This window comes from Nocardioides okcheonensis (assembly GCF_020991065.1).
GTDB classification, from domain to species: domain Bacteria; phylum Actinomycetota; class Actinomycetes; order Propionibacteriales; family Nocardioidaceae; genus Nocardioides; species Nocardioides okcheonensis.
In genome coordinates this window covers 294,662-320,214 of sequence record NZ_CP087710.1, presented here as the reverse complement: position 1 = coordinate 320,214, position 25,553 = coordinate 294,662, and the positions used below count along the sequence as shown (strand labels likewise).

At 73.0% G+C, this 25,553-nt stretch carries 20 protein-coding genes and 1 pseudogene; 9 read left to right on the top strand and 12 right to left on the bottom strand.

Annotated elements, in window-relative coordinates; genetic code table 11:
* Positions 1-34 precede the first annotated feature (34 nt).
* The 3 genes from LN652_RS01430 to LN652_RS01420 form a co-directional block, all read right to left on the bottom strand.
* Complete coding sequence (locus LN652_RS01430) at positions 35-325, bottom strand: DUF4193 domain-containing protein (RefSeq protein WP_207085247.1); 291 nt, start codon at positions 323-325, stop codon at positions 35-37.
* 234 nt (positions 326-559) lie between these two features.
* A complete protein-coding gene (locus LN652_RS01425; protein WP_230442937.1) occupies positions 560-1,393 on the bottom strand; it encodes an inositol monophosphatase family protein in 834 nt (277 codons plus the stop codon).
* Positions 1,390-2,502 (bottom strand): ferrochelatase, encoded by a 1,113-nt coding sequence (locus tag LN652_RS01420; RefSeq protein WP_230442936.1) that lies wholly within the window; start codon positions 2,500-2,502, stop codon positions 1,390-1,392. The genes LN652_RS01425 and LN652_RS01420 overlap by 4 nt, the downstream gene beginning before the upstream one ends.
* Before the next feature lie 33 nt (positions 2,503-2,535).
* Here LN652_RS01420 and LN652_RS01415 point away from each other — a divergent pair, with 33 nt between their 5' ends.
* A complete protein-coding gene (locus LN652_RS01415; protein WP_230442935.1) occupies positions 2,536-3,711 on the top strand; it encodes an MFS transporter in 1,176 nt (391 codons plus the stop codon).
* Between the two features lie 17 nt (positions 3,712-3,728).
* Entirely contained in the window at positions 3,729-5,051 is a 1,323-nt protein-coding gene (locus LN652_RS01410) for a D-arabinono-1,4-lactone oxidase (protein ID WP_230442934.1), read from the top strand.
* Between the two features lie 6 nt (positions 5,052-5,057).
* On the opposite strand, the gene LN652_RS01405 is transcribed toward LN652_RS01410, so the two are convergent.
* Positions 5,058-5,693: a trimeric intracellular cation channel family protein gene (locus LN652_RS01405; protein ID WP_230442933.1), complete on the bottom strand. Its 636-nt coding sequence runs from the start codon at positions 5,691-5,693 to the stop codon at positions 5,058-5,060.
* 163 nt (positions 5,694-5,856) lie between these two features.
* On the opposite strand from LN652_RS01405, the gene sepH reads away from it, so the two are divergent.
* Both sepH and LN652_RS01395 read left to right on the top strand, forming a co-directional pair.
* Positions 5,857-6,864 carry a septation protein SepH gene (sepH, locus tag LN652_RS01400; RefSeq protein WP_230442932.1) on the top strand — a complete coding sequence of 336 codons (1,008 nt, stop codon included), beginning with the start codon at positions 5,857-5,859 and terminating at the stop codon, positions 6,862-6,864.
* A 2-nt stretch (positions 6,865-6,866) separates the two neighbouring features.
* Positions 6,867-7,700, top strand: a complete 834-nt coding sequence (locus tag LN652_RS01395; protein WP_230442931.1) for an MOSC domain-containing protein — start codon at positions 6,867-6,869, stop codon at positions 7,698-7,700.
* Here the strand turns inward: LN652_RS01395 and LN652_RS01390 are convergent, their stop codons facing one another.
* A complete protein-coding gene (locus tag LN652_RS01390; RefSeq protein ID WP_230442930.1) occupies positions 7,701-8,546 on the bottom strand; it encodes a sulfurtransferase in 846 nt (281 codons plus the stop codon).
* A 54-nt stretch (positions 8,547-8,600) separates the two neighbouring features.
* Here LN652_RS01390 and LN652_RS01385 point away from each other — a divergent pair, with 54 nt between their 5' ends.
* Positions 8,601-9,254: a thymidine kinase gene (locus LN652_RS01385; RefSeq protein ID WP_230442929.1), complete on the top strand. Its 654-nt coding sequence runs from the start codon at positions 8,601-8,603 to the stop codon at positions 9,252-9,254.
* Between the two features lie 135 nt (positions 9,255-9,389).
* Here LN652_RS01385 and LN652_RS01380 read toward each other — a convergent pair whose 3' ends face one another.
* Genes LN652_RS01380 through LN652_RS01370 form a run of 3 tightly spaced genes read right to left on the bottom strand, consistent with a single transcriptional unit; the run spans position 9,390 to position 13,871 of the window.
* On the bottom strand, positions 9,390-10,526 hold the full coding sequence (locus LN652_RS01380; protein WP_230442928.1) for an alkaline phosphatase family protein: 1,137 nt from the start codon (positions 10,524-10,526) through the stop codon (positions 9,390-9,392).
* A 10-nt stretch (positions 10,527-10,536) separates the two neighbouring features.
* Entirely contained in the window at positions 10,537-11,118 is a 582-nt protein-coding gene (locus LN652_RS01375) for a DUF5998 family protein (protein ID WP_230442927.1), read from the bottom strand.
* Positions 11,119-11,144: 26 nt separating this feature from the next.
* Positions 11,145-13,871, bottom strand: a complete 2,727-nt coding sequence (locus LN652_RS01370) for a bifunctional acetate--CoA ligase family protein/GNAT family N-acetyltransferase (RefSeq protein WP_230442926.1) — start codon at positions 13,869-13,871, stop codon at positions 11,145-11,147.
* A 103-nt stretch (positions 13,872-13,974) separates the two neighbouring features.
* Between LN652_RS01370 and LN652_RS01365 the strand changes: the two are divergent.
* The 4 genes and pseudogenes from LN652_RS01365 (at position 13,975) to LN652_RS01350 (ending at position 19,522) form a co-directional block, all read left to right on the top strand.
* A pseudogene (locus tag LN652_RS01365) lies at positions 13,975-16,472 on the top strand (DNA gyrase/topoisomerase IV subunit A).
* A 4-nt stretch (positions 16,473-16,476) separates the two neighbouring features.
* Entirely contained in the window at positions 16,477-17,208 is a 732-nt protein-coding gene (locus tag LN652_RS01360; RefSeq protein WP_230442925.1) for an LppX_LprAFG lipoprotein, read from the top strand.
* Positions 17,205-18,995: an MFS transporter gene (locus tag LN652_RS01355; RefSeq protein ID WP_230442924.1), complete on the top strand. Its 1,791-nt coding sequence runs from the start codon at positions 17,205-17,207 to the stop codon at positions 18,993-18,995. Before LN652_RS01360 ends, LN652_RS01355 begins: the two co-directional genes overlap by 4 nt.
* Before the next feature lie 20 nt (positions 18,996-19,015).
* Positions 19,016-19,522, top strand: a complete 507-nt coding sequence (locus LN652_RS01350) for a beta-class carbonic anhydrase (RefSeq protein ID WP_230442923.1) — start codon at positions 19,016-19,018, stop codon at positions 19,520-19,522.
* A gap of 206 nt (positions 19,523-19,728) precedes the next feature.
* On the opposite strand, the gene LN652_RS01345 is transcribed toward LN652_RS01350, so the two are convergent.
* The 4 genes from LN652_RS01345 to LN652_RS01330 form a co-directional block, all read right to left on the bottom strand.
* Positions 19,729-21,240 carry an aldehyde dehydrogenase family protein gene (locus LN652_RS01345; RefSeq protein WP_230442922.1) on the bottom strand — a complete coding sequence of 504 codons (1,512 nt, stop codon included), beginning with the start codon at positions 21,238-21,240 and terminating at the stop codon, positions 19,729-19,731.
* Positions 21,237-22,820: a GMC family oxidoreductase gene (locus LN652_RS01340; RefSeq protein WP_230442921.1), complete on the bottom strand. Its 1,584-nt coding sequence runs from the start codon at positions 22,818-22,820 to the stop codon at positions 21,237-21,239. Before LN652_RS01340 ends, LN652_RS01345 begins: the two co-directional genes overlap by 4 nt.
* Before the next feature lie 202 nt (positions 22,821-23,022).
* Entirely contained in the window at positions 23,023-23,247 is a 225-nt protein-coding gene (locus LN652_RS01335; RefSeq protein ID WP_230442920.1) for a hypothetical protein, read from the bottom strand.
* 111 nt (positions 23,248-23,358) lie between these two features.
* Entirely contained in the window at positions 23,359-25,431 is a 2,073-nt protein-coding gene (locus tag LN652_RS01330; RefSeq protein ID WP_230442919.1) for a DNA gyrase/topoisomerase IV subunit B, read from the bottom strand.
* Between the last annotated feature and the right edge of the window lie 122 nt (positions 25,432-25,553).

Genomic DNA, 25,553 nt, shown 5'->3' with positions numbered 1-25,553 from the left:
AACGGGCGCTGTCGCAAACGGGTCCGGTCGTTGCTCAGACGCAGTCGCGGCAGATGAGCTTCTTCTCGTCCGCCAGCTGCGAGCGGTGGTGGACCAGGAAGCAGCTCATGCAGGTGAACTCGTCGTCCTGGCGGGGCATCACCTCGACCGCGAGCTCCTCGTGCGAGAGGTCGGCGCCGGGCAGCTCGAAGGACTCGGCCGCCTCGGTCTCGTCCTCGTCGACCTTGCCCGAGTTCTTGTCGTGGCGGCGCGCCTTGAGCTCCTCGATGCTCTCCTCGCTCTGGTCTTCCTCGGACTTGCGCGGTGCGTCGTAGTCAGTGGCCATCTCTCCCTCTCCCCATGCTGTGGAGGCGCCCCGCCGGATCGCGGCACGGGCGTCGCCAGTTGTGCTCGTCGTCGGCGCCAGATTGTGCACCATGAACCGGTTCCGTGGTGAGCCGGTCCGCGACGTGTCGCCTGAACAGTGGCCACCGTCTCCCTATTCCCCGGTGACGGCGTCCTACCCGGCGTGGAACCGACCACCTGTTCGGGTGGAGCCGGCGCCCCGCGACGCGCCCGGTCAGGCGTGCCCGGCCTCGACGAACCCGGCGGTCGTCAGCGCCTCGACGAAGTCGTCCCAGCCGGCGTCCGGGCTGCCGACGACGACGAGGTCGCCGGGCTCACCCGCAGCGGTGTGACGACCGCGGAGGACGCCGAAGCGTCCGCCGGCCTCGCGCAGCACGAGCCCGCCCGCGGAGTAGTCCCACGCCTGCGGCCCCGCCTCGACGTAGCCGTCCGCGGCGCCCTCGGCGACGTGGCACAGGTCCAGCGCGCACGAGCCCATGCGACGGATGTCGCGCACCTCGGGGAGCAGCGCGGCGACGCACGCGGCCTGGTGCTCGCGCACCTCCCGCTGGTAGCCGAACCCGGTGACCACGAGCCGCTCCGCGAGCGGCGGCACCGGACGCACGCGCAGCGAGACGCCGTCGCGGGTGCTGCCCTCGCCCGCCGCGGCCGCGTAGGTCACCCCGGACCAGATCGCGACGACGGCTCCCGCGACGACGTCGCCGTCGACCTCGACCGCCACCGACACCGCGCAGTCCGCGAGGCCGTAGAGGTAGTTCACGGTCCCGTCGATCGGGTCGACGATCCACCGCACGCCGCTCGTGCCCGGTCGGTCGTCACCCTCCTCACCGAGCACGGCGTCGTCGGGGCGGTGCTCGGCGATCCGGCGACGCAGCAGGTCCTCGACGGCGCGGTCCGCCTCGGTCACCACGTCGACGGCGCTGGTCTTGGTGTCGGCCACCTCGATCCCGCCGCGCCGCATGTCCCGGGCGAGCCCGGCGCCCTCGCGCGCCAGCGCGACGGCGAGGTCGCGCAGGTCGGCCGGAGCAGGAGCGCTCGCAGCACTCACGAGTCGGCCCCGCACAGCGCGGGGCGCTCACCGCGGGCGTTCGGGCAGCACCCGACGCCGCACACGTCCGGGCCGGCCGGCATCGTCCCCACCGCCGGGCGGGTCGGCGCCCCGCCTCGCTCGGCGGCCGCACGCTCCAGCACGAGGTCCCGCACCATCGCCACGAACCGGGGGTCGACGCCCGCGGTCGCTGCCCGGGCGGCGCGGATGCCGAGCCGCTCGGCCGTCTCCATCGCCTCGGTGTCGAGGTCGTAGATGACCTCCATGTGGTCGGACACGAAGCCGATGGGGGCGAGCACCACGTCGGTGACGCCGTCGGTGGCCAGCTCCTCGAGGTGGTCGTTGACGTCGGGCTCGAGCCACGGCGTCGACGGCGCGCCCGAGCGGGAGCAGTAGACCAGGTCGTGGCGGTGCGCCCGCCCGGTCGCCTCCCGCACCCGCCGGGCCACCTCGTCGGCGACGCTGCGGTGCTGCAGGACGTACGCGCCCCGCGGCTGGCCGGCCGGGTCGAGCGAGCCGCTGGTCTCCCCCATCGCCGTCGGGATCGAGTGGGTCACGAAGACCAGCCGGGCCTGGTCGCCGTTGGCGGGCAGCTCCGCCAGCGCGGTCAGCACGGCGTCGACCGCGGGCTCCACGAACCCGGGGTGGTTGTAGTACTGCCGCAGCTTGTCGAGGCGCGGCGCGCCCGGCACCTGCTGGACGGCGTCGTACAGGTTCTCGCGGTACTGCCGGCACGACGACCACGACGAGTACGCGGACGTGGCGAAGACCGCGGCCCGCTGGACGCCGTCCGCGGTCATCTGCGCGAGCGTGTCCGCGAGGTACGGGTCCCAGTTGCGGTTGCCGAAGTAGACCGGGAGGTCGATCCCCTGCTCGGCGAAGTCCTTCTCCAGCGCGGCGATGAGCGCGCGGTTCTGGTCGTTGATCGGGCTCTTCCCGCCGAAGAGGAAGTAGTGCTCGCCGACCTGCTCGAGCCGCTCGCGCGGGATGCCCCGTCCGCGGGTCACGTTCTCCAGGAACGGGACCACGTCCTCGGGCTTCTCGGGCCCCCCGAACGAGAGCACGAGGAGGGCGTCGTAGGGCTGCACATCGGGACCCGCAGGATTCATGTCGACAGGATAGAGAGCCCTAGGATGCGGGCGATGCTCGACTCCTACGGCCGGGTGCTCCGACGCCCCGGAGCCTTCGCGTTCAGCAGCGCGGCGCTGGTCGCCCGGCTGCCGATCTCGATGGTCGGGCTGGGGATCGTGCTGCTCGTCGAGGACCGCACCGGCTCCTACGGCCTGGCGGGCACCGTGTCGGCCGTCTTCGTCCTCGCCGAGGCCGCGTTCGCGGTCCTGCACGGGCGCTGGGTCGACCACTTCGGCCAGTCCCGGGTGCTGCCGATCGCCATCTCCCTGTTCGGCGCCGGGCTCGCGCTCATGATGCTGGCGGTCGAGCAGGGCTGGCCCGGGGCCTGGACGTACGTCTTCGCCGCCCTCGCCGGCGCCTCCCTCCCGCAGGTCGGCGCCAGCGTCCGCACCCGCTGGTCCCACCTGCTCGACGACTCCCGCGAGAAGCAGACGGCCTTCGCCCTCGAGGCGGTGCTCGACGAGGTCGTCTTCGTCGTCGGCCCCGTGCTGGTCACGCTGCTGGCCACCAGCTGGCACCCGGTCGCGGGCCTGACGTTCGCGCTCGTCACCGGGGTCACGGGCACGTTCGCGTTCGCGCTGCAGCGGCGCACCGAGCCACCGGCCGGACGCACCAGCCCGAGCCGCGCCCGCGCGCCGATGCCGTGGCGGCTGGTGCTGACCCTCGCGCTGGTCTGCCTCACGCTGGGAGCGCTGTTCGGCGCCGCCGAGGTCACCACCGTCGCGTTCGCCGAGGAGCAGGGCCGGCGCTGGGTGGCGGGCTGGTTGCTGGCCGCGTGGTCCTTCGGCAGCCTCGTCGCCGGGCTCGTCACCGGCGCGATCGCCTGGCGCAGCGGCCCGGAGGCACGGCTGCGGTGGGGATCGGCCGCGATGGCGCTCGCGATGGTGCCGCTGCCGTTCATCGGCTCCGTGCCGGTCATGGCCGTCGTGCTGCTCGTCGGCGGGCTCTCGATCGCGCCCACCCTGATCGGCACCATGACGATGGTCGAGCAGGGCGTCCCGTCCAGCCGGCTCACCGAGGGCATGGCCATCCTGCACACCGGTCTGGTCGCCGGCGTCGCGCCGGGCGCGACGGTCGCCGGCTTCGTCGTCGACCACGGCGGCGCCTCGGCGGCGTACGTCGTCGCCCTCGCCGGCGGCGTCCTCGCGGCGCTCGTGGCCCAGACCGCCCGCCCCGCACGTCGCTGATGGCCTAACGTGCGGCCATGACGACGCCCTTCGACGGCACCCGCTGGCGCAACTGGTCCGGTCTCGAGGAGGCCGTCCCGCAGCACGTCGAGGCGCCCGCCGACGTCGCGGCGGTCATCGACGCCGTGCACCGCGTCCGACACGACGGCACGACCGTCAAGATGACCGGCACCGGTCACAGCTTCACCGCGATCGGCGCTCCCGAGCACACGCTCCTGACGCCCGGCGCCATGACCGGGGTGCTGGCCGTCGACCGGCAGGCGATGACGGTCACCGCGCGCGCCGGCACCCCGCTCAAGGACCTCAACCTGGCGCTGGAGCGGCTCGGCCTGTCGCTGCACAACATGGGTGACATCGCCGAGCAGACCCTCGCCGGTGCGACCTCCACCGGCACCCACGGCACCGGCGGCGTCGCGGCCGGCCTGGCGGCCCAGCTCGCGGCCCTCGAGCTCGTCGACGGCACGGGCGAGGTGGTGCGGGCCTCGGCGGAGGAGAACCCCGACGTCCTCGAGGTCGCCCGGGTGGGCCTCGGCGCGCTGGGCATCCTCACCAGCCTGACGTTCCGGGTGGAGCCGCTGTTCGTGGTCGAGGCCCACGAGCAGCCGATGGGCTGGGAGGAAGCCCTGACCTCCTACGACGACCTGGTCGCCGCGGCCCACCATGTCGACATGTACTGGTTCCCGCACACCGACGCGATGATGGTGAAGCAGAACCACCGCACCGACCTCGAGCCGGGCGAGCAGGAGCCGCCGTCCCGGCTGGCCGCCTGGCGCGAGGACGAGCTCGTCTCCAACACCCTGTTCGGCGCGCTCTGCCGGCTCGGGTCCCGCGCGCCGGCGCTCGTCCCCCGGATCAACCGGCTCGCCGGCCACGCGCTCTCCGAGCGCCGCTACAGCGACCTCGCCCACCGCGTCTTCGTCAGCCAGCGCCGCGTCCGGTTCCGCGAGATGGAGTACGCCGTGCCGCGCGAGGTCGGCCTCGACGTGCTCCGCGAGTGCCGGCGGGTGATCGACGCCAGCGACTGGCGGATCGCCTTCCCGGTCGAGATCCGCACCGCACCCGCCGACGACGTCCCGCTCTCGACGTCGCACGGCCGGGACAGCTTCTACCTCGCGTTCCACGTCCCGGCGGACACCGACCACCGGGCGTACTTCGGCGGCCTCGAGCCCGTGCTCCGCGAGGCCGGCGGGCGCCCGCACTGGGGCAAGGTGCACACCCGCACCGCAGCCGACCTGGCACCGGCCTACGACCGGTTCGAGGACTTCCTCGCGATGCGCGAGCGGCTCGACCCCGACCGGGTGTTCGCCAACGCCTACCTGCGCCGGGTCCTCGGCGACTGACGCCGCTCAGACGTTGGCCGGTCCCCGCGGCATCGGCGCCTGCCAGCCCCGCACGAGCGCGAGCAGCCGCCAGCCCAGGCAGGTCCCGAACCCGGCGGCGGCGACCACCAGCAGCGACAGGTCGGCCCGGTCGAGGACGACCGCCACCCCGGCGCCGGCGAGCGCCGGCGTGGCGTAGAGCGCGCCCTCGAAGATGACCGGGACCCGGCCGGCCAGCACGTCCCGGAGGACGCCGCCACCGATGCCGGTGACCATGCCGAGCAGCGCCGCGGGGAGCGGGCCGAGACCGTAGTCGACGGCCTTCAGGGCCCCGGTCACGCAGAACAGGGCGAGGCCGAAGGCGTCGAAGAGGGTGACGACCCGCTCGAGGCGCCCCACCGTCGGGTGGAACAGGAACGTCAGGACGCCCGCCGCCACCGGGACCAGCAGGTAGCGCCAGTCCGCGAGCGCCGCGGGCGGGGTCGCGCCGATCAGGACGTCGCGGATGAACCCGCCACCGAGGCCGGTCACCCCGGCGAGGACCGTCGCGGCGAACAGGTCGAGGTGCTTGCGGACCGCGACGAGAGCACCGGTCACCGCGAACACGAAGATGCCGACGAGGTCGAGCACGACCAGCGTCACGGCGAGCTCGGGAGAAGGCACGGACGCACAGGCTAGTCCCACACCTGTGGCGGGCGCGCCGCAGGCGTAGCGCCGCCGGGGCACCGCGCTGGCGTAGGCTCGCCGGAACGGATGCCGCGCACCACGCCCGCCCCGATCCGCGACCCGCCGAGACCACCCGACCGCAGTCAGGAGCCCGCCGACCATGGCACAGCTGACGTTCACCGGACGCAGCGGTGACGGCAAGCGCCTGCTGCTGGTGGACGACGAGGGTCACGAGCACTCCGTGGTGATCGACGCACGCCTCCGCCGCGCCCTCACGGGCGCGCCCGACAGCAACGGCCAGTTGGAGATCCCGATGGAATCAAGCCTCCGCCCCCGCGACATCCAGACGCGCATCCGCGCGGGTGAGACTCCGGAGTCGGTCGCCCACGCCGCCGGCACCTCGGTGGAGAAGATCATGCCGTTCGCGGCTCCGGTGCTCGCCGAGCGCGCCCACGTGGCCGACCGCGCGCAGCTCGCCTCGGTCCGACGCCGCTCCCCCGACTCGGGTGCACGCACCCTCGGCGAGGCGGTCAGCGCACACCTGCGCACCCACAACGTCGACCCCGCGACCGTCGAGTGGGACGCGTGGCGTCGTGAGGACGGTCGCTGGACCCTGACCGGGATCTACGACGTCGCCGGTCGCTCCGGCATCGCCACCTTCTCCCACGACCCGCGCGGCAACTTCGTCACGGTCGACGACGACGACGCCCGGTGGCTGGTCGGCGACGCAGCGCCCGCGGCCGCGCCCGACGCCTCCCCCGGCTCCGCCGCCGCGTCCGCCTCCGACGACCTCGCGGCGGCCCGCCAGCGCCGGCTCAGCGCGGTCAGCGGCGACGAGCTCCCGCTGGGTGACGACGCCCTGGAGATGGTCTCCGGCGAGCGCGCCACCGCCGAGGCCCACGTCGACGACGACTCGGCCGACGACGCGACGGCCGAGCTCACCGCGCTCGGGACCGAGCAGCCCCTCGAGGCCTACCTGGAGGGCACCGACGACGTGGGTCGCCGCGACGACGGAGGCTCGACCGGTATGGCCGGCGCCGACGCTCCCGAGGAGCGGCAGGACGCGCCGGCAGCGTCCGAGCCGCGCAGCAAGCCGACCCGCAAGCGGGGCCGCGCGTCGGTCCCGAGCTGGGACGAGATCATGTTCGGCGGCGGCAAGAACGACTGACGGTGCGCCTGCTCCGGGTCGGCGTCCACCCGCTCAAGTCCGGCGCCGTTCGCTCGGTCCGGTCCGCCGACGTCCTGGCGCGGGGGCTCGTCGACGACCGCTCCTGGATGGTGGTCGACGGGTCCGGACGCCTGGTGTCCGCCCGCGAGGCCCACGCCCTCCTCACCGTCGTCGCCGACACCCCGGCCACCGACCCGACGGTCACGGGCGACCTCCGGCTGCGTGCTCCCGACCTCGACGACCTCGACCTCGTCGTCCCCGACGGTGACGCCGCGCCGGTCCGGCTGTTCTCGCTCGACCTGCACGCGGTCCCCGCGCCGGAGGCCGACGCGTGGATCGCCAAGGCGCTGGGGCGCGACGACGTACGCCTGGTGTTCTGCCACGTCCCGTCGCGGCGCCGCCTGCAGCCCGGCTTCTCCGACCCCTCCGACCACACCGCGTTCGCCGACTCCTTCCCCGTCACCATCGCCTCGCTGGCGTCGCTGCGGCGGCTGGACGACTGGATCGTCGAGGAGGCGCTCGAGCGCGGCGAGGAGCCGCCCGAGCCGCTCGCGATGGACCGGTTCCGCGCCAACCTCGTGGTCGACGGTGACGAGCCGTTCGCCGAGGACGGCTGGACGTCGGTGACGGTCGGCGAGACCCGCTTCCGCGTCGCCAAGCCGGTCGCCCGGTGCGTGATGACCACGATCGACCCGCAGACCCTCGCCACCGCCCGGGAGCCGGTCCGCACGCTGGCGCGCCGGCGGCTGGTCGACGGCAGGACGCTGTTCGCCGTGCACCTGCTGCCGGAGGGACCGGGCCGGGTCACCGTGGGCGACGAGGTCGTCGCCCGCTGATCAGCGTCCGGTCGCGACCGGACGCGTCGGGTCGCTCACCCAGCCGCTCCAGCTGCCCGGGTAGAGGGCGGCGTCGATGCCGGCCGCGGCCATCGCGACCACGTCGTGGGCGGCCGTGACGCCTGACCCGCAGTACGCCGCGACCGAGCCCGCCGTGTCGGCCCCCACCCGGGCGTAGACCTCGCGCAGCCGCGCGGGCGGCAGGAAGCGTCCGCGCTCGTCGAGGTTGTCGGTGGTCGGCACGTTGACCGCGCCGGGGATGTGCCCGGCGACCGGGTCGACCGGCTCGGTCTCGCCCGTGTAGCGCTCGGGCGCCCGGGCGTCGACCAGCACGTCCACCGACCGCACGTCCTCGGGTCCGACGACCGGCATCGCCTTGGTCGCCGAGACGCGGAAGTCACCGGGCTCGGGGCGGACCTCCCCCGGCTCGACCGGGCGACCCTCCGCGCGCCACGCCGCCAGGCCGCCGTCGAGGAGCCGCACGTCACGGTGGCCGTGGTGCCTCAGCAGCCACCACGCCCGGGCCGCCGCGCGGCCCTCCCAGTCGTCGTAGACGACCACCGGGCGGTCGCCGCGCACTCCGACGCGCCGCATCGCGGCCTCGAACGCGTCCTCGTCCGGCAGCGGGTGGCGACCGCCGTCCCCGGGCGGGGCGGCGAGGTCGGCGTCGAGGTCGACGTAGGCCGCGCCGGGGAGGTGCCCGGCGGCGTGCTCGTCGCGGCCCGGCGGACCGCCCATCCGGTAGCGCACGTCGAGCACGGTGACGTCGGCGAGGACCTCCGCCAGCTCCGTGGGTCCGAGCAGCGGGGAGGTCGCCGCGGGGGCGCCGGGAAAGTCGTCGTCCATGCCCGGCACGGTAGCCGCCGCCCCGGGTGGTCGCTGTGACAAGATCGCCCGGACATGGCTGAACTGCACTTCTTCACGGGCACGATGGACTCCGGCAAGTCGACGCTGGCGCTCCAGACCAACCACAACCACGCGGCGCGCGGACGGGTCGGGCGGATCTTCACGACCCACGACCGCGCCGGGCAGGCGGTGCTCTCCAGCCGGCTAGGGCTCACCCACGACGCCCTCGAGGTGGACGCGGACTTCGACTTCTGGTCCTACGTCGTCGACACCCTCACCCGCGGCGGTCGCATCGACTACCTCATCTGCGACGAGGCCCAGTTCTACTCCGCCGAGCAGATCGACCAGCTCGCGAAGGTCGTCGACGAGCTCCAGATCGACGTCTTCGCCTTCGGCATCCTCACCGACTTCCGCTCCCAGCTGTTCCCCGGGAGCGGCCGGCTCGTCGAGCTCGCCGACCGGATGAACGTCCTGCAGGTCGAGGCGCTGTGCTGGTGCGGCAAGCGCGCCACCCACAACGCGCGCACGGAGGACGGCGTGATGGTCACCGACGGCGAGGTGGTCGTGGTCGGTGACGTCGACCAGGTCGACGAGCCGCCTGCGCACGTGGCGTACGAGGTGCTGTGCCGCCAGCACCACCGCCGGCGACTCACCGCGGCGCGGGCCAAGGCGGTCAGCCTGGCCCCCGAGCCGCTCCCCTTCGGCTGACGCTGGAGGTTGAGTCTCCAGGAGACTCACGGCCCAGTCGAGGGTGAGTCTCCGGGAGACTCACGGCCCAGTCGAGGGTGAGTCTCCGGGAGACTCACGGCCCAGTCGAGGGTGAGTCTCCGGGAGACTCAGGGCTCAGCCGACGAGGATCGGGATCTTCATCTCGACCGGGGTGAGCGAGCCGTGCAGGCCGACCAGGGTGGTCTCGTAGGGGAAGTCGCGCGAGGAGAGGACCGCCACGTCGTCGTGGCAGGCGACCATCACGTCGCCGAGGCGGGGCAGCACGCCCGGGTGCACCGCGCCGAACCACCCGCGGGCGACCGCGTCCTCGCGGGCGAGCACCGTGGCCCGGTCGCCGAGCACCTCGCGCCAGGTCGCGACCACGTCGGCCACCGCGCCCGCCGAGCAGTACACGTGCCGGAAGCGCGCCTCGCCGCCGAGCAGCGCCACGCCGTCCCGCATCCCGTCGACGGCGTCGACGTCGACGCGGGCGTGCGTCGGGCTGTCGACCATCCCGTGGTCGGCCACGACGAGCAGCCGGGTGGCCGACGGCAGCGCCTCGCGCAGCTGCTCGGCCTCCGCGTCGACCATCGCCAGCTGCTGGAGCCACTGCGAGGAGGCGACGCCGAACTTGTGGCCGGTCCAGTCGAGGTCGGAGTCGTAGACGTAGGTCAGGGACGGCGCGTGCGCGGAGGCCGCCACCGCCGCTGCGATCCGCTCGCCGACCCGGTCGGCCCCGACGTAGGTCGCGCCCCGCTGGGAGGCGACCGTGAGCCCGGAGCCGTCGAAGTCGCGCTTGTTGACCGACGTCACGTGCACGCCAGCCCGGGCGAGGCGGCCGAAGGCGGTCGGGTGGGGCTGCCACTCGAGGGGGTCGACGTGCTTGTCCCACCCGAGGTGGTTGATCAGCCGGTCGGTGCCGGGGATGCGGGCGGTGTAGCCGACCAGCCCGTGCGCCCCGGGGGGCAGGCCGGTGCCGAGCGAGGTCAGCGAGGTCGCCGTCGTCGAGGGCACGCCGGCCGTGCCGGTGGCGCTGCCGGCCACGAGGGAGGCGAGGTAGGGGGCGGCGTGGGCGTGGCGGGCGAGCAGCTCGGAGCCGAGGCCGTCGACGAGGAACACGACGTACGACGGCGCCGGGGGCAGCTCGAGCCCGGCCGGGTGGTCGGCCAGCGGCACCCCCAGGGCACGGCCGACCGAGGGGAGGACGTCGGCGAGCGAACGGTCTCCGTAGGCGGGCAGGGTGAGCGACGTCGGCAGGATGTCGCTCACCACGCGGGGGCGCTCATCCGCGGGTGCTCGCCGACAGCGCGTCGGCGAAGGCCAGCAGCCCGCTCACGGCGTCGGCTCCCTCGGCGGCCGCCGAGACGCGCAGCGTGTAGTCGTCGCCGGCGAGCGTGCCGGTGTAGCCGTGGTCGGCGTCGCACGACGGGTCGGAGCAGCCGGCCGGCTCGAGGTCGAGGCGGCCGACGCCGCCCCACCCGATGGTCAGCACGGCCTCGGCGGGCGGCGCGACCCCCGCCGTCGGGTTGGCGACCATGCGGGTCACGACGACCGTGCGGATCGAGGCGAGCGTCACCGCCTCGGTGGTGGTGGACGTGTACGGCTCGGGCAGCAGGTCGTCGCCCGGGTGCTCGTCGGTGTGGGCGATCACCAGGCGGGTGGGCGTCAGGAGCAGCGCGGTGAGGTGGCGGCGCACCTCCTCGTGGTCGAACGTCGTCTCGTGGTGCACGAAGTAGGACACGACGTCCTCACCGCCGGCGGCCGAGAAGACGCCGTCGGCGACGACCTCGGGGTAGTAGCCGGTGCGGTGGATCGCCTGTCGGAGCTCGTCGGAGACGTCCGCGACGCGGGTGGAGCGGGGCATGGGTGAAGTCTGTCACGCATCCCCGCTCAACCGGGGAGCGTGTCCCCCGGCATCGTCGACAGCCGTCGGACGAACCAGTCCGACCGCGGGTCCTTGACCGGCTCCACCCGCACGCTCGCGCCGAGCACGGTGGCGCCGTCCGCGCCCGCCAGCACCAGCGGCAGCTGGAGCGCGCGGACCTGCGGCAGGTCGTGCTGGAGCTGGGCGACCTGCCGCACCAGCCGCTCGATCTCCGCGACGTCGACGATCTCGCTGCCGCGGTAGCCGAACAGCAGGGGCGAGGCCTTGATCTCGCGCACCATGTCCTGGGCGTCGTGGTCGGCCAGCGGCGGGATCCGGTAGGACCGGTCTCCCAGCAGCTCGCTCAGCGGCCCGCCGATCCCGAACGACAGGACCGGGCCGAACAGCGGGTCCTCCATCGTCGCGATGGTCACCGGGACCCCGGGCGGGGCGTTGCGCTGGACGACGAAGCCCGCGCGCGCCGGGTCGGTGATGACCTGGTTGAGCGTCGTCCAGGCGTCCTGCATCTCCTCCGGGGTGTCGATGTTGCGCCACACGTGCGCGAGGTCCGGGCGGTCGCGCAGGTGGTCGGCGGTGGCCTTGAGCACCACGTCCCAGCCGAGCTCCTCGCCCGCCGCGACCGCCTCGTCGAGGGACTCCACGGCGTAGGTCTCCCACAGGTGGATGCCGTAGGCGTCCAGCAGCCTGTGCTGCTCGCGGAAGTCGAGCTCGCGGCCCTCGGGGTGCTTCATCAGCACCTCGTTGACGATGTGGCGGGCGGTGTCGCGGTCCGCCGTCTCCGCCTCGGCACTGCTGCCGGCCTGCGGCACGCGGACCCACACGGCGTACTCCACGACGCGTGCGAGCGCGCGGACGGCCGCCTCGACCTCGGGGTACGACGGCACCGACCCGCGGCCGGCGCTCGAGCCCGCGACGTCGGGGACGCGCAGCAGCTCGGGCACGCCCTCGGTGCCGAGGAACGTCGACACGATCGGCTTGTCGGACTGCTCGCCGACCGCGGCCAGGACGTTGGCGACGTCCTCGCGGGCGCCGGCGACGTTGAGCGGCGGGATGAAGATCGCGACCACCGAGTCGACCTCGGGGTCGTCGATCGCGGCGTCGAGCGCGTCCTCGAAGTCCTCCGCGGTGGCGTCGGCTCCGAGCGCGACCTGCTTGTTGACCACGAGACCCACCGAGTTGGCGGCGTCGGCGGCGAGCAGCCCGAGCGCGTCGGAGTTGCCGACGATCGCGACCCGGCGCCCGCGCGGCAGCGGCTGGTGGGCCAGCAGCTGGGCGACGTCGAACATCTCCTCCAGCGACTCGACCTGGATGATCCCGGCCTGGCGGAACATCGCGTCCACCGCCTGGGCCGGGGCGGCGATCTTGCGGACCGCGTGGCCCATCGGGACGCCTTGGGAGCTGCGGCCGGAGCGGACCGCCACGATCGGCTTGCGCCGGCTCACCCGCCGGGCGATCCGGGAGAACTTGCGCGGGTTGCCGATCGACTCGAGGTAGAGCAGGACCACCTCGGTGGCGTCGTCCTCCTCCCAGTACTGCAGGAGGTCGTTGCCGGACACGTCCGCGCGGTTGCCGGCGCTGACGAACGTCGTGAGGCCGAGGCCGCGGTTCTGCACCTTCTCCAGGATCGCCGAGCCGAGCGCGCCGGACTGGCAGAAGAATCCGGCGCGGCCGCGCGGCGGCATCACCGACGACAGCGACGCGTTGAGCGAGACCTCGGGGTCGGTGTTGATGATGCCCAGCGCGTTGGGCCCGATCAGCCGGAGGCCGTAGGACCGGGAGAGCCCGACGAGCCGGCGCTGGCGCTGGCGGCCCTCCTCGCCGGTCTCGGCGAAGCCCGAGGAGATCACCACCAGCCCGTGCACGCCCTTGGCGGCGCAGTCGAGCACGACGTCCTGCACGGCGTCCGCCGGGACGGCGACGATCGCCACGTCGACCTCGCCCGGGATCTCCCCCACCGACTTCCACGCCGGCATCCCCGCGACCGAGTCGGCGCTCGGGTTGACCACGTGGATCCGCCCGGAGAAGTTGCCGAGCACGAGGTGGCGCACCAGCGCGCGCCCGATGGTGTCCTGGCGACGGCTCGCACCGATGATCGCGACCGACCTCGGCGAGAAGAACCGCTCGATCGACGCGTGCTCCGCGCGGTGCTCGCGCTGCTCCATGACGCCGATGGCGGTCTCGGTGGGGTCGATCCGGAAGACGAGCTCCATCACGCCGTCCTCGAAGGCGCTCTTCACCTGGTAGCCGGCGTCCTTGAAGGTGTGGATCATCGCCTGGTTGTCGGGCAGCACCTCGGCGACGAACTCCTCGACGCCGCGCTCGCGGCCGGCCTGGGCGAGGTGCTCGAGCAGCAGCTGGCCGATCCCGCGACCCTGGTGCTTGTCCTCGACGAGGAAGGCGACCTCGGCGTAGCCGGGGCGGATCGTGTCGTAGCGGCCGACCGCGATCATCTTGCCGGCCACGAGCAGGATCAGCGCCACCCGGTCGCGGTGGTCGACGCGGGTGAACCGGTCGAGGTCGCGCTCGGACAGCTCCGGCATCGGGGAGAAGAACCGGTAGTACTTCGACTGGTCCGAGACGCGCGCGTAGAACTCCACGAGCAGCGCCCGGTCCTCCGGCTGCATCGGCCGGATGTGCGCCGTGCGCCCGTCGCGGAGCAGGACGTCGGCCTCCCAGTGGCGCGGCGGGGCCGTCGTCCCGGGCTCGTCGGTCGTCGCGTCCACGTCGCTCACACCGGCAATCTATCGGTGATCCCCCCACCGCACCCGACCGATGTCGACCCTGCCCGGCGAGCCCCCGCCCGCGGGCGGGCCCCGACCGGGGAGAATGACCGGCATGGCACGACGTACGACGAAGCAGCCCCTCCCGGACGACTTCGAGGAGCACATCCTCGACACCGACATCCGCGACGAGATGCAGACGTCGTTCCTGGAGTACGCCTACTCGGTCATCTACTCCCGGGCGCTGCCCGACGCGCGCGACGGCCTCAAGCCCGTCCAGCGCCGGATCCTCTACACGATGGACGACATGTCGCTGCGGCCCGACCGCGGCCACGTGAAGAGCGCCCGTGTCGTCGGCGAGGTGATGGGTCGCCTGCACCCGCACGGTGACGGAGCGATCTACGACGCGCTCGTCCGGATGGCGCAGCCGTGGTCGATGCGGCTGCGGACCGTCGACGGCCACGGCAACTTCGGCTCCCCCGACGACTCCCCCGCCGCGATGCGCTACACCGAGTGCCGGATGGCGCCCGCGGCGGTCGCGATGACGGCGTCGATCGACGAGGACACGGTCGACTTCAAGCCCAACTACGACTCGCGCGAGATGGAGCCGGTCGTGCTGCCGGCCGCGATCCCGCACCTGCTGGTCAACGGCTCGGCCGGGATCGCCGTCGGCATGGCCACCAACATCGCCCCGCACAACCTCGTCGAGGTGGTCCAGGCGCTCAAGCACCTCATCACCCACCCGAAGGCGTCGCTCGACGACCTGATGCGCTTCATCCCGGGTCCCGACCTCCCCACCGGCGGCAAGATCGTCGGCCTCGACGGCATCCGCGACGCCTACGAGTCCGGGCGCGGCACGTTCAAGATGCGCGCCACCGCCCGCGTCGAGTCGGTGACGGCCCGGCGCAAGGGCATCGTCGTGACCGAGCTCCCCTACGGCGTCGGCACCGAGCGGGTGATGGAGCAGATCAAGAAGCTGGTCCTGGCCAAGAAGCTGCAGGGCATCGCCGACATCAAGGACCTCAGCGACCGCGACCACGGCCTGCGGCTGGTCATCGAGGTGAAGAACGGCTTCGTGCCGGAGGCGCTCCTCGAGCAGCTCTACCGGCAGACCGCGATGGAGGACTCGTTCGGCATCAACGCGGTCGCGCTGGTCGACGGCCAGCCCCGCACGCTCGGGCTCCGGCAGCTGCTCGAGGTGTTCCTCCAGCACCGCTTCGACGTCGTGCGCCGTCGCTCGGTGTTCCGCCGGACCAAGGCCGCCGACCGGCTCCACCTCGTCGACGGCCTGCTGATCGCGATCCTCGACATCGACGAGGTCATCCAGGTCATCCGGTCCTCGGACAACGCCGCCGCCGCCAAGGAGCGGCTGATCCAGGTCTTCGAGCTCTCCGAGGTCCAGGCCGACTACATCCTCGACATGCCGCTGCGCCGGCTGACGAAGTTCTCCAAGCTGGAGCTCGACAAGGAGAAGGCCGAGCTCGAGCGCACCATCGAGCACCTCGACGCGATCCTCGCCGACGAGAAGCTCCTGCGGAAGGTGGTCTCCGACGAGCTCGGCGACGTCGCCAAGGAGCACGGCACCCCGCGCCGCACGGTCCTGCTCGGCGCCGCACCGGCGGTCTCCGCGGCCGCCACGGCCGTCGAGGTCTCCGACGACCCGTGCTTCGTCCTGCTCTCCTCGACCGGGCTGCTGGCCCGTACGCGCGACACCGCCCCGCTCGGCTCGGGTGGCGACCGGGCCAACCACGACGCCGTCGTGTCGGCGGTGCTCACCTCCCGCCGCGGCGAGGTCGGGCTGCTCACCAACCGCGGCCGGCTGGTGAAGGTGGCGGTCATCGACATCGGCGCCGAGCTGCCCTCGACCGCCAACGACCCCCACGTCGCCGGCGGCGTCCCGCTCACCGAGCTGGTCTCGCTCGAGGCCGGCGAGCGGGTCCTCGCCCTCACCACGCTGGCCAGCGACGGCTGGGGCCTCGCGCTCGGCACCCGCGACGGCGTGGTCAAGCGGGTCAACCCCGAGGTGCTCAACCGCGACGACTGGGAGGTCATCGGCCTCAAGGACGGCGACGAGGTCGTCGGCGCCGCCGAGCTGCGCACCGGCGACGAGGAGCTCTGCTTCATCTCCACCGACGCCCAGCTGCTGCACTTCCCCGCCTCGGGCGTACGCCCCCAGGGGCGCTCGGGCGGCGGCATGGCGGGCATCAAGCTCGGCGCGGGCCAGCGGGTCGCGTTCTTCGGCGCGTTCGACCCTGCCGAGGCGGTGGTCGTCACCGCGTCCGGGTCGTCGACGGCGCTGGAGGGCACCGAGCCCGGGTCGGTCAAGGTGACGCCGTTCAGCGAGTACCCCGGCAAGGGCCGCGCCACGGGCGGCGTGCGCAGCCACCGCTTCCTCAAGGGCGAGGACGTCCTGGTCACCGCGCGTGGGCCGGCCCCGGGCCGGCCGCGCGCCGCGCGAGCGGCGCCCCGGTCGAGCTGCCCGAGGCGACCGGCAAGCGCGACGGCTCCGGCGTGCCTGCGCCGCAGCCGATCGCCGCGATCGCCTCGCCGGTCGCGCGCCAGGTCGACGCCGAGGCGCCGGAGCCCCGGACGACCGCGCCTGTGGAAGGCTGAGCGCATGCGTGCTCCCCTCACCGGACGTGGCCGGCCCGCCGGCCGCCTCGCCGCGACGGCCACGGCCGTCCTCCTGGCCCTGCCCGCCCTCGCCGCCTGCTCGGGCGACGACTCCGCCGCGGCCGACGGCAAGACGCCCGAGGAGGTCCTGTCCGAGGCGTCGACGAAGCTCGCCGAGACCAGCGGCGTCGACCTCACGCTGTCGACCCCCGCCCTGCCCGACGGCGTGGCCGGCATCAAGGAGGCGGCGGGCACGGTGACCGACGCACCGGCCTTCGAGGGCACGATCACCGTCGTCTTCGCCGGCCAGACCGTCGACGTGCCGGTGGTCGCGGTCGACGACACCGTCTACGCCCAGCTCCCGTTCACGCCCGGGTGGAACAAGGTCAACCCCAAGGAGTACGGCGCCCCCGACCCGTCGGGCCTCGTCGGCCAGGACGGCTTCGCCGGGCTGCTGGAGCTGACCGACGCCCCCGAGGCCGGTGAGAGCGTGCGCGGCGGCGCGGACAACAAGGAGGTGCTGACCACCTACTCCGGCACCGTCCCGGGCGACGCCATGGACGCCGTGATCCCGTCGGCGTCGGGTGACTCCTTCGACGCCGAGTGGCAGGTGACCGACGACGGCGAGCTGCGCAAGGCCACGCTCACCGGCGTCTTCTACCCCCGCACCGACCCGATGACCTACACCGTCGAGTTCGCCGACTACGGCACGGAGAAGGACATCACCGCGCCGTGAGCCGGCCCTCGGAGCCGTCCACGGACACGGTGCCGCGCAGCTCGCGGCTGCTGCTGGCGGTCGCCGCGGTCGCCGTCGCGTTCGCCGCGGCCGACACCTACGTCGTGGTCCTGGCACTGCCGGACATGATGACCGGCGTCGGGATCCCGATCGACCAGCTCCAGCGCGCCGCGCCCATCGTCAGCGGCTTCCTCCTCGGCTACGTCGCGATGCTCCCGCTCATCGGGCGGATCGCCGACCTGCGCGGACGCGTCCCCGTCCTCGTGATGTCGCTGGTGCTCTTCGCGCTGGGCTCGCTGGTGACGACGCTCGCCTACGACATGCCCAGCATCGTCGCCGGGCGGTTCCTCCAGGGCGTGGGCGGCGGCGGCCTCGTGCCGGCGACGCTCGCGCTGGTCGCCGACCTCTACCCCGTCGAGCGTCGCGGCGTCCCGCTCGGCGTCGTGTCCGCGGTCCAGGAGATCGGCTCAGTCCTCGGGCCGCTGTTCGGCGCCGTGGTCCTCGCGGTCGCCGACTGGCGCGCGATCTTCGCGGTCAACCTCGCCGTCGGCCTCGTGCTCGCCGCCGCCATCCGGGCGCTGACCCGTTCCGCGGCGGGCGAGGGGCGAGCGCAGCGAGCCTCGAGACCACGCCCCGACCTGATCGGCCTGCTCCTGGTCGTGCTCACCCTCGTCGCGGGCGGGGTCGTCTTCCTGCGCCCACCCGCGCTGATGCGCGACCTCACGTGGGGACAGCTCTTCATCCCGTTCGCGGGCGACGGTCGCTGGCTGACGCCGGCGGGCGCCGCCGCCGTCGTGGCGTTCGTGCTGCTGCTCGCCTGGTCGTGGTTCGCGCCCCGGCCGCTGCTCGACCTGCGCGGCTGGACCCGCGTCCTCGTCGACGCCGACCTCGTCGGCGCGCTGCTGCTCGCCCTCGCCCTCGGCGGGGTGATCCTGGCCTTCGCCACCGCCGACCCGAAGGTCGAGGTCTTCTCCCCCCGCGGCCGGTGGTACCTCCTCGGCGCCGTCGTGGCGGCCGCCGCCTTCGCCTGGCACGTACGCCGCGCGAGCGCCCCGCTGGTGCCGCGCGGGGCGCTGGTGCGTACGCCCGCGTGGGGCGCGCTCGTGGTCAGCTTCTTCGTCGGCGCCGCGCTGATCGCCGCCCTCATCGACATCCCGCTCTTCGCCCGCACCACCGTCTACCCCGACGACCAGCTCCCCGCCGCGCTGGTGCTGGTGCGCTTCCTGCTCGCGCTGCCCGTCGGGGCCGTCGCGGGCGGCTGGCTGATCCGCACCGTCGCTCCGGGCGTGGTCACCGCCGGCGGGATGCTGATGGCAGCCACCGGCTTCGTGCTGATGACCCGGTGGGGCCTCACGACGATCGAGGAGCCCGTCGCCAACGTGGCGCTCGTCGTCGGCGGCCTCGGCTTCGGCCTGGCGCTCGCGCCGGTCAACGCCGCGCTGCTCGCCTTCACCGACGACGAGGTGCACGGGGTCGCCAGCGCGTTCGTCGTCGTCGCCCGGATGGTGGGCATGCTGGTCGGCATCTCGGCGCTCACCACGATCGGGCTGCGCCGCTACTACTCCGAGCAGATCGCCATCCCGCCCGTCCAGGACGTGTGCGACGGCAAGAGCCGGTGCAAGGCGTTCTCCGACCTGCTCCGCGTCGCGGGCATCGCCCAGGAGCACGCCGTGTTCTGGGGCGCCGCCGGCTGCGCCGTGGTCGCGGCAGTCCTCGCGCTCGTCCTGTTCCGCGAGGTGCGCCCGACCCGGCTCAGCACCCGGGACCTCTTCGGCGGCGGCGCCTGAGGGGCGCTAGCCTGCGAGTCGTGGCTGACTCCTCGCACGACTTCGACGACCTGATCGACGCCAACCGCGCCTTCGCCGACGACTTCGACCTCGGCGGGTTCGACGGCAAGGCCCACGCCGGCATCGGCCTGATCACCTGCATGGACTCGCGCATCGACCCGCTGCGCATGCTCGGGCTCAAGCACGGCGACGCGAAGATCTTCCGCAACCCGGGCGCCCGGGTGACGCCCCAGGCGCTGGAGGCGCTGGTGCTCGGCGTCCACCTGCTCAACGTCCAGCGGATCCTCGTGGTCCCCCACACCCGCTGCGCGATGGCCTCCTCGAGCGAGGCCGAGCTGCGGGTCAAGGTCGGCGAGTCCGCCGGCGTCGACGCCAGCTGGGCGTCCTTCGGCGTGGTCACCGACCAGCTCGACCAGCTGCGCCAGGACGTCGCCAAGGTCCGCACGCACCCCCTCATCGGCGACCGCGCCCGGGTCGGGGGCTTCCTCTACGACGTCGACTCCGGGCTGCTCACCCAGCACGTCTGAGCGCCTGCTGGGGGCTGCGGCCCGCCTCTTCAGCGATCCCCGGTCAGCCGGGGATCGCTGAACTTGTCAGGCCGTGCAAGGCCTGACAAGTTCAGCGAGAGCCTGACAAGTTCGAGCGCTCGGACCCCGACGCCGGACGTCGTGCCCGGCGCCGGGCTGCGAGCCGGGCCGTCGTACGTCGCCGCGACCGTCGCTCCCGGGACCGGTCAGCGCAGCGTCTGCTTGCCCCCGTGCAGCAGCGTGACCAGCTGGGCGACCTTCCCGTCGGTCGCGGCGTCGCGCGCGAACGACGTCAGGTTCATGACCGGCGCGAACCGCTGCCGCGTGATGGCCTTGGCGTAGGTGAACTCCCGGAGCCCGTCGGGGCCGTGGATGCGGCCGAACCCCGACTGCCCGACGCCGCCGAAGGGCAGCGACGGGACGGCGGCGAAGGCGATGACCGCGTTGACCGACGTCATGCCGGAGCGGATCCGGCGGGCGATCGACATGCCGTTGGCCTGCGAGAACACCGCGCCGGCCAGGCCGTACTCGGTGGCGTTGGTGAGGCGTACGGCCTCGTCCATGCTCGCGACCGGGTTGATCGCCAGTGTCGGACCGAAGGTCTCGTCGGTGATCTCCGTGGAGTCCTCGGGCACGTGGGTGAGGATCGTCGGCTGGACGAAGCGCTCCCCGACCGCGTCGGACCCGCCGAGCACCACCCTCGCGCCGCGGGCGATCGCGTCGTCGATGTGGCTCTTGATGACGCCCAGCTGCGACGGCATCGTGATCGGCCCGATCTTCGCGCCCGAGTCTGCCCCGGCGCGCAGGCCCTCGGCCTGGGACAGGATCTCGGTCATGAAGGCGTCGAAGACGTTCTCGTGGACGTAGACGCGCTCGGTGCCGATGCAGGTCTGCCCCGCGTTGGCCATCCCGCCCCACAGCGCCGCCTCGGCGGCCTTGGCCAGGTCGGCGTCCTCGTCCACGATCAGGGAGTCCTTGCCGCCGGCCTCGATGACGACCGGCGTGAGGTTCTCGGCGCAGGTCGCCATGACGAGCTTGCCGGTGCGCCCCGACCCGGTGAACGCGAGCTTGTCGATCCGCGCCCGGCACAGCGCGTTGCCGGTCTCGCCGAGGCCCGTCACGACCTGCAGGACGTCGCGACCGTGCACCACCTCACGGAAGCTGTCGGCGAGCCACTGCCCGACGCCGGGGGTGTACTCACTGGGCTTGAACACCACGGCGTTGCCCGCGGCGAGGGCGTAGGCGATCGACCCCATCGGCGTGAAGACGGGGTAGTTCCACGGGCCGATCACGCCGACCACCCCGAGCGGGTGGTAGGCCACCGTCGCCGCCTGGTTGGCCATCAGGAGCCCGGAGGAGACCTTCCGCGCCCCGAGCACCTTCTTGGCGTTCTTCGCCGCCCACGCGATGTGGTCGATGGCCAGGACGATCTCGAGCTGGGCGTCCCCGTGGGGCTTGCCGGTCTCGCGGTGGGAGAGGTCGGCGAGCTGGGCGATCCTCCGGGTGATCACGCTGCGCCAGGTGAGGAGGAAGTCGGCGCGCTCGTCGAACGACAGGTTGCCCCACCAGTCGACCGCGTCGCGGGCGCGGGCGACGGCGGCGTCGACCTCGGCCGGGCCGGCCACCGGGTGCGTGCCGACGACGTCGCCGGTGGCCGGGTCGAGCGAGTCGAAGGTCTGGGTGGCGCCGGAGGTGGTGGGCTCGAGGGTGGTGCTCATCGTGACTCCTTGATGAGGTCGGCGCACTTCTCACCGATCATGACGGTGGGGGCGTTGGTGTTGCCGCGGGGCACCCGCGGCATGACGGAGGCGTCGGCGACCCGCAGGCCCTCGACGCCGTGGACGCGGAGCTCGGGGTCGACGACGCTGCCCTCGACCGTGCCCATCGCGCACGTCGCGACGGGGTGGTAGAGCGTCTGGCCGAGGCGGCCGATCGCCTCGATGATCTCGTCGTCGGACGGGTCGCTCGAGGCCGGGACCCACGGCTCGTCGACGAACCGGGCGATGGGGCCCTGGCGCAGCACCTCGAGCGCGGTGCGGAACCCGCCGACCATGGCCTCGAGGTCGGCGCGGTCGTCGAAGTAGCCCGGGTCGATCTCGGGGTGCCAGGTCGGGTCGGCCGAGCGCAGCCGGACATGGCCCGAGCTCTGGACGTTGACGAGCGTCACGGCCGTGGTCAGCGCACGGCGTACGGGCTCGTGCATGCCGTTGTCGTAGAACCCCGTCGGTGCGACGTGGAGCTGGATGTCCGGCAGCGCGAGGTCGTCGCGGGAGGCGTAGAACGCCCCGGTCTCGGCGACGTTGGAGCTCAGCGGCCCCTTGCCGGTCGCCTTCCACCTCACCAGGTTGCCGATCCCGAGCATCTCGGCGATGTCGGTGGTGTCCTTGGTGTAGCTGAGGATCCCCGAGACGGGGTGGTCCTGGAGGTGCTGGCCGACCCCGGAGGAGTCGACGACGACGTCGATGCCCAGGTCGCGCAGGTGGGCTCCGGGGCCGATGCCGGAGAGCATGAGCAGCTGCGGGCTATTGATCGCGCCGCCGCTGAGCACGACCTCGGCCTCCGCGCGCACGACGTGCTGCGCGCCGTTGCGGGTGTACGCGACGCCGACCGCGCGGGTGCCCTCGAGCACGATCCGCGTCACGAACGCCTCGGTCCGCACGGTCAGGTTGGGCCGCGCCGCCGCGGGATGGATGTAGGCGTCGGCGACCGACCAGCGGCGCCCCTTCTTGCAGGTCACCTGGTAGCGGCCGATGCCCTCCTGCTCGGCGCCGTTGAAGTCGTCGGTGCGCTTGAGCCCGGCCGCGACCCCGGCCTCGATGAAGGCGGTGCTCAGCTCGTGGTCGTAGGTCCGGTCCTCGACGTGCAACGGCCCGTCGGTGCCGTGGAACCGCCCGCCGAGGCGCGTGTTGCCCTCGGCCTTGACGAAGTAGGGCAGGACGTCGTCGAAGCCCCAGCCGGTCGCGCCGTAGGCGTCGCGCCACTCGTCGTAGTCGGCGTGGTTGCCGCGGATGTAGATCATCGCGTTCATCGACGAGCACCCGCCCAGCGCCTTCATGCGGGGCCAGTACGCCCGGCGCCCGTCGAGGTGCTTCTGCGGCGTGGTCTCGTAGTTCCAGTCCCACTTCGTCTTGAACAGCATCGAGAACGCCAGTGGCATGTGGATGTTGTCGTCGTCGTCGGCGGGACCGGCCTCGAGCAGCAGCACCCGGACGTCCGGGTCCTCGGTCAGCCGGGCGGCGACGACACCGCCGGCGCTGCCCGATCCGATGACGACGTAGTCGAACTTCTCGTCGGGCATGTGCTCCCTCTCGACCTGCTGTGACGCGGGCCACAAACCTACTGAGAGGGGGACCGCGACACAATGACTGTCAGCGTCGCGGGGCTTCAGCGATCCCCGGTCAGCCGGGGATCGCTGAACTTGTCAGGCCTTGCACGGCCTGACAAGTTCAGCGAGAGCCTGACCGACCTGGTCGAACGGCGCCCCGGGAGCGCGCCACGGCTCAGTCCGTGCGGTCCGCGGACGGGCCGGGTGATCCCCTGCTGTCGCGGACCCGCTCGCTCGCCTCGGCCCTCATCGCCGCGATGCGCTGGTCGGTCCGGTCGATCCGGTACGCGTCGAGGGTGCCGTGCCGCACGCCCAGCCGGATGACCCAGTAGACGACGAACGCGAACAGCAGCCACAGGGGCAGCACCAGCAGCGCGAACTCACCGAACCCGATGTCCATGCGCGCACGCTAGTCCGGCACGGGCCGGACCGACGCCGCCTCCGCACTCGTGCCGGCGTGTCGGCCGCGACACGCCGGGGCGTACGCCGGCGCGAGCCGCGGGATCGGCCCTCAGGCGTCGAGGGCCTCGACGTCGACCTCGTAGGCGCCCTGCACGATGAACTCCTTGCGCGGCGCGACGTCGGAGCCCATCAGCAGGTCGAAGACCCGGCTGGCCTCGTCGACGTCGTCGATGGTGAGCTTGCGCAGGGTGCGGTGGCGCGGGTCCATCGTGGTCTCGGCCAGCTGGTCGGCGTCCATCTCCCCGAGGCCCTTGTAGCGCTGGACCGGGTCCTTCCACCGCACGTTCTTGCGCTTGAGCTCGGCGAGCTTGCGCTGCAGCTCGTCGTCGGAGTACGTGTAGATGTACTTGTCCATCCCCTTCTTCGGGTTGGACAGCTCGATGCGGTGCAGCGGCGGCACGGCCGAGAACAGCCGGCCGTCGCGGACCAGGTCGGGCATGTACTTGAAGAACAGCGTCGCCAGCAGGCAGCGGATGTGCGCGCCGTCGGAGTCGGCGTCGGCCATCAGGATGATCCGGCCGTAGCGCGCGGCCTCGAGGTCGAACGTGCGGCCCGACCCGGCGCCCACGACCTGGATGATCGAGGCGCACTCGGTGTTCTTGAGCATGTCGCCGACCGACGCCTTCTGGACGTTCAGGATCTTGCCTCGGATCGGCAGCAGCGCCTGGAACTCGCTGCTGCGCGCCGCCTTGGCGGTGCCCATCGCCGAGTCGCCCTCGACGATGAACAGCTCGGTGCGCTCGGTGTCGGTGCTGCGGCAGTCGAAGAGCTTCGCGGGCAGCGCGGACGACTCCAGCGCGTTCTTGCGGCGCTGGTTCTCCTTGTGCTGGCGCGCGGCGAGCCGGGTCTTCGACGCGCCGGCGACCTTCTCCATCAGGAGCTTGGCCTGCGCCTTCTCGGCGCGCTTGGTGGAGGTCAGGAACGCCTTGAGCTCGCCGGCCACGACCTTGCGGACCACGCTGCGAGCCGCCGGCGTGCCGAGGATCTCCTTGGTCTGGCCCTCGAACTGCGGCTCGGCGAGCCGCACGGTGACCACGGCCGTCAGGCCCTCGAGGACGTCGTCCTTGATCACGTCGGCGTCGGCCGCCTTGAGCACCTTCGCGCCACGCATGGCGTCGTTGAAGGTCTTGGTCAGCGCGGCCTCGAAGCCGCTGACGTGGGTGCCGCCCTTGGGCGTGGCGATGACGTTGACGAACGAGCGCAGCTCGGTGTCGTAGGCGGTGTCCCAGCGCACGGCGACGTCGACGGTGAGCTCGCGCTCGACCTCCTGAGGCGTCATGTGGCCCTTGTCGTCGAGCAGGGGCACCGTCTCGGTGAAGGTGTCCGTGCCCTGCAGGCGCAGGATGTCGGTGACCGGCTCGCCGTGGGAGAGGAACTCCACGAACTCCGCGATGCCACCGTCGTGGCGGAACTTCTCCTCGACCATCTCGCCGGCGCGCTGGTCGCGGATGACGAGCTCGAGGCCGGGGACGATGTACGACGTCTGGCGGGCGCGGCCGACCAGCCCCTCCATCTCGAAGCGGGCGTCCTTGGTGAAGATCTGCCGGTCGGGCCAGAACCGGATCCGGGTGCCGGTGCGGCCCTTGGCCACGCGCTTGCCCGTGCGGGTCAGGCCGGACTGCGGGGTGAAGGACGCGGACGGGCCGTCGCCGTCGAACACGCCCGGCACGCCGCGCTGGAAGGACAGGCCGCGCTGGGTCGGCGAGCGGTCGACGTCGATGTCCATCCGCGACGACAGCGCGTTGACCACGGACAGGCCCACGCCGTGCAGGCCGCCGGTCGCGACGTAGGAGCCGCCGCCGAACTTGCCGCCGGCGTGCAGCTTGGTCGCCACGACCTCGACGCCGGAGAGCCCGGTCTTGGGCTCCTTGTCGGTCGGGATGCCGCGGCCGTCGTCGAACACCTCGACCGAGCCGTCCTCGTGCAGGGTCACCTCGACCCGGTGCGCGACACCGGCCAGCGCCTCGTCGACGCCGTTGTCGATGATCTCCCACAGGCAGTGCATCAGGCCGCGGGTGTCGGTCGAGCCGATGTACATGCCCGGGCGCTTGCGCACGGCGTCGAGGCCCTCGAGGACGAGGAGGTGCGCTGCGTTGTACGAGTTGTCTGCCGGTGCTGCCACGGACGTCCTGTCGTGCTCGGGTGGATCTCGGAACACCCCGACACTACCCGCGACACGCCGCCCGGCCGTGCAGGCACGCCTGCCCGGATCCTGCCCACCCGTCCGGTCTAGCCTGGTCGGCC